Origin of the sequence: Microvirga sp. Mcv34, from assembly GCF_024519725.1 — a bacterium.
Classification (GTDB): domain Bacteria; phylum Pseudomonadota; class Alphaproteobacteria; order Rhizobiales; family Beijerinckiaceae; genus Microvirga.
Genome location: NZ_JALJRK010000177.1, coordinates 1 through 4,142 on the forward strand (window position 1 = coordinate 1; position 4,142 = coordinate 4,142).

Annotated in this window: 3 protein-coding genes; all 3 read right to left on the minus strand. The window is 62.0% G+C overall.

Features of this window, described 5'->3' with window-relative positions; all coding sequences use genetic code 11:
* Positions 1–241 precede the first annotated feature (241 nt).
* From OC446_RS29615 to OC446_RS29625, 3 genes are read right to left on the minus strand one after another with little or no spacing between them, the layout of a single operon-like run.
* Positions 242–700, minus strand: coding sequence for a DUF6262 family protein (locus OC446_RS29615; protein WP_315986564.1), 459 nt, complete (start codon positions 698–700; stop codon positions 242–244).
* Positions 591–2,837 (minus strand): tyrosine-type recombinase/integrase, encoded by a 2,247-nt coding sequence (locus OC446_RS29620; protein WP_262032479.1) that lies wholly within the window; start codon positions 2,835–2,837, stop codon positions 591–593. The genes OC446_RS29615 and OC446_RS29620 overlap by 110 nt, the downstream gene beginning before the upstream one ends.
* Positions 2,828–4,015: a site-specific integrase gene (locus tag OC446_RS29625; protein ID WP_262032480.1), complete on the minus strand. Its 1,188-nt coding sequence runs from the start codon at positions 4,013–4,015 to the stop codon at positions 2,828–2,830. Before OC446_RS29625 ends, OC446_RS29620 begins: the two co-directional genes overlap by 10 nt.
* Positions 4,016–4,142: the final 127 nt, after the last annotated feature.

Genomic DNA, 4,142 nt, shown 5'->3' on the forward strand with positions numbered 1-4,142 from the left:
GTTCCATTTAGCTCTAGTCCCTAACAGGATCCTCAACTGTAGCAGTGATTTAGCTGTCGTGGACATGTCAAGAACGACAGCAGGATGTGAGTGCCTACGGCATGCTCGCCGTCAAGAACGGGCCTTCGGCCCGCCGCCTGCGGCGGTGCTGCGCATTCTTGACCGCTGCGCGTGCCTCCGGCCTCGAGGCTCGCATGGCCGATGACGGATCTCTCCGTCATCGGCCATGACGATCTCACATTCAAGCCTTCGAACGGCTGCGCGTCTCCAGCAACTCGGTGACGGCAGCCTGGTGCCGGCTGCGCCATTCCTCCGCCTCGCCAAGGGCTTTCTCGTAGCGCCGTTCCAGGGCCGTCTTCTCCTTGCGAAGCTCCGTCAATTCCTGCTCCAGGCGGCTGATCTTGTTCCGCAGCGCCAGTTCGATCGTGGCCGCCCGGCCGGCGGAGCGGGCAGGGACCGTCTCGCCTTCCACCCCGACCGCCTGATGCTGCCCATCCGTGCGGAGTTGCTCGATGGTGTCCTTGAAGTGCGTGTAGAGGTATTGGCGGCTCACCCCCGCCTGCTCGGCCACCGTCTTGAAGGTGATCACCTCACCGCGGCGGCGCATCGCCGTGATCGTCTCCTCGACCAGGCGCCGCTTTTCCACACTGCGCTGTTCCGCTGCCGCAAGCAGCCCCCCGATACTTCCGATGGCTCCCACCGTACACCCCTTCCGTTTTGATCGTGCTGATGATCGTGGCGAGATTCGCCATGCCGTCCTCAGTCCGTTCCATCCTCCTGCGGCCGATCTCGGCCATGCGCAGCTGGCCCTTCTGTTCGAAGTCGGTCACCTCCGCCTGCAGGCGTTTCAAGCCTGAGGCCATTGAACGCTTCTCCCGCTCAAAAAAGGGTAACTGCTCCACATCCGCCCGGAAGTAGACGCAGGTGAAGCAGGCTCCATTGTGCTCGCACCATTCGCCAATCTGGCCGGGGAGGGAGCACAGACCGCCGGGAATATCGACTGCCAGGGCCGCATCTTTCCGGATCGCGAGTTCGGCGATCTTGTCGTCCACCTCGCCCTTGATGGTGACGAACTTGCCACCGCCCTTCTCCAGAAGAGCCTTCTTGCGCAATTTGAGACGACGGTTGACATACACGAGGCTCATGTCGGCCGAGGCATGACCCAGCTCCATCTGGATCAGGTGGATGTCATAGCCGGCCAACGCCATTTCGGTGCCGTAGAAGTGCCGGAAGTCATGCCAGCCGAAGTCGTACAGCTTTCCCGCTGTGTCGCGGATGCCATTGTCGATGCACCACCGGCCGATGATCTCGCGGGTTCTGCTGCTGTCGAGAGCCACTTCCTTGTCGCCGAGCCGGTGCGGGAACAGATACTCAGTGGCCCGGCCCCATTGCAGGTGAACCTCTGCGCGCTGCTCCTCGATCGCCTGGATGACCAGAGCATGGGCTGCATCGTCTTTTTGCAGCGGCTTGGTATTCCACCGCCGGACCTTCGATTGGTAGAACGTGAGCAGCATGAACCGGTTATCGTCCGGATCGGGCTTCAGGCAACCGAATCCAAGATGATGAAGGTCGCGGCAACGCATGCCGGTGTAGCGGACGATGATCAGCAGCCGCTTGCACACCGGGGGCAGGGTGTCGAACCGGGCAAACATCTGCTCCACCACCTCCTCCGGGACCAGCGCCTCCTCGAACTTGCGCTCGTAATGGCGGCCCTTCGGATGGTAGCTGTGCACCCGACGGATGTTGCGTGGATCGAAGGTCAGACGTGACCAGCCCAGAGCGGGCAGGTGGGCTGACGCCCATTTGAGCAGGTTGATTGGATCGGCATACCAGTTCTGCCCGACGAAGCCCTTCTCCTTGCCCCAGGCCAGGAAGGTGTGGTCGACAAACTCCTGCGTCACATGCTTCGGCTTCGGCACAGGATGCAGGTCGTGCAGGCACTCATCGAGCTGCGACAACCTTTTGACATAGCTCACCAGGGTCGTGGCGGAGAGTTCCTTGTACGCGATCTTGCTCAAGATATAACGCCGCGCGGCATCGCGCAGCCAGAGGGAACGGACCTTGTAGAAGTGGAAGTAGGGCTCCGTCCGCTTGCTCTCCGGAACCTCGTCGGCTGGATACACATCTTCGAACAGAATGAGATCCCTGGTCTCGAGGGGCTTGGCCTTCTCCCGCAGGATCAGAAGCGTCCGCACCAGGGAGTTTGCCGGCGTGAAGTTGCGATAGACGTTCTTGGCCAACGTGCCCTCGCCGCCCCGGAGGCGCCATTCCCCGGTGTACTCTCGTGTGCTGTAGCCTTGAGTCTGGAACCAATCCCGCATGACCTGGGCCAGCGGCGTGCTGCTGTTGCCGTCACCATCCTCAAGCGGGTCCCCGAAGTCGATCAGGCATGGGCGCACATTCACTGTTGCGGGCCGTCGGGCTGGATCGGCAAGATCGGCACAGAACGGGATCAGGCGTGCGGCCCGAGCATACCAGTCGTAGTGCCGGCTATGCGAGCGGGCCAGCCGCCATGTAAAATAAGCCTTGAGCTCGGTCCGATACGGTTCGGGAACGCTGGTGAAGTCGAAGCCGACGCCGCCCAGGAAGCGATCGTCCGAGCGCGGATTGGCGGCCAGTTCCAGAGCCTCCTGGCGCAGTCGCTGCCGCGTCCGTGATGGGAACTTCGGTGGCGTATAGAGCGCTGAGGCGCCATCAATGCCGAAGCACTTGTCCAGGGTGTGATAGCCCCAGCGATCGCGCTTGAGGAGGAGGGGGCTGACGCTGGCAATGAAGGCCTGAAGGCTGCCGAGGTAAGCGTTCTGCGGCTCGTTCGTGGCGACGATCTTCATAGCCATTTGATCTGCTCCTGCGTCAGGGTCCGACGCCGCAGATCGCTCAGCCGTCCCTCGAGTTCCTCATGGCTCCGGAGGCGCATTTTGCGATACTCGGCGTTGAACAGGTGCTTGTAGATCGCATTGGTGGTCTGCGGGCTGGCGTGGCCAAGCCGGTCGGCAACATCGAGCAGGCTGTAGCCTTGAGCGATGGCTTCGCTGGCATGGGAATGCCGGAACATGTGCCAAGTGAATGCAACGCCGGAGGCCTTCGCCAGACGCCCCTGAATGTCGTAGACATTGCTCTCGGACAACCCGCGCCCGATCAATCCTCCGGCGAGATTGCAGAACACGTAGTCCGTTCCGGCTTCAAAAGCGGGCAGGTACTCGTCGCTGGCGATGTAGTCCTCGTACATCCGCATGAGGAAGTCTGGCACCGGGATCGGCCGTGGATGGCCGCTCTTGACCCTGGCGCGGTTCTCGAGCGCGCGTGGTGTCACCCAGATCAGGTTCTCATCGAGGCGGATATCCTCGTGCAGCAAGCCCCGCGCCTCGCCGATCCGCATGCCGGTCGTATAGAGGATGACCGCAAGGAAGGCATCGCGCATCAGCGTGGCGGCCTGGATGATCCGCACGACCTGCTCCGGCTTCAACCGGTGATCGGCGGCTCGCTTGGCGGCTGCCGCCATGGCATCACCATCCGAGCGGCTCTCGGCCTTCCGGCGCGCCCTGCGGGCAGACACATGCGCCAGAAACGGCTGATAGACCTCGGGCGCATAGGCGCGCGGCTTCTCGACCGTGTCGAACAGCACCGTTGCATCCCGGAGCTTCAGAAAGGCATAGAACGCCTTGATGCCAAACAGGATCTGGTTGTGCAGGCTGGCCGAGACCTCCACGTGCTCGGGCCGCAGTGGGATAAGGTTCATGGCGGCTCTCGCATCGAGCTTCCGGCCAGCCTTGGCGACGGCTGGGATGAACCGGTCGAGATCGGTGGCCGTGATCTCGTGGAAGCTTCTGCCGAGGGCCGCGAGATAGTTGCCAAGCCTGACAGCGTGCCGGGCGTAATGGCTGACGGTGCGGGGCGCGTAATGCCGGGCTTCGAGATAGATCACGAAGTCGCGGATCTCAGCGACAACGGCGTCGCCGTCATAGGCGGTCCAGGTGATACGGCCGCTGGGCAGAACAATGCGCTGGAGATGCATGAGTGCGCTCCAACCACGTTGTGGACAGACTGAAGTTAATCCCGTCCACAACGAGCGGCAAATGCGCTAAAGTGGTACGTGGATTACATCGTTGACATGAAGAAATATCCTAGAGCTAATTCCATAA

What these genes read in the sequence shown, in the direction of transcription:
- OC446_RS29620 (WP_262032479.1), bottom strand. Translation starts at nt 2,837, where the DNA reads ATGGCTATGAAGATCGTCGCCACGAACGAGCCGCAGAACGCTTACCTC.
- OC446_RS29625 (WP_262032480.1), bottom strand. Translation starts at nt 4,015, where the DNA reads ATGCATCTCCAGCGCATTGTTCTGCCCAGCGGCCGTATCACCTGGACC.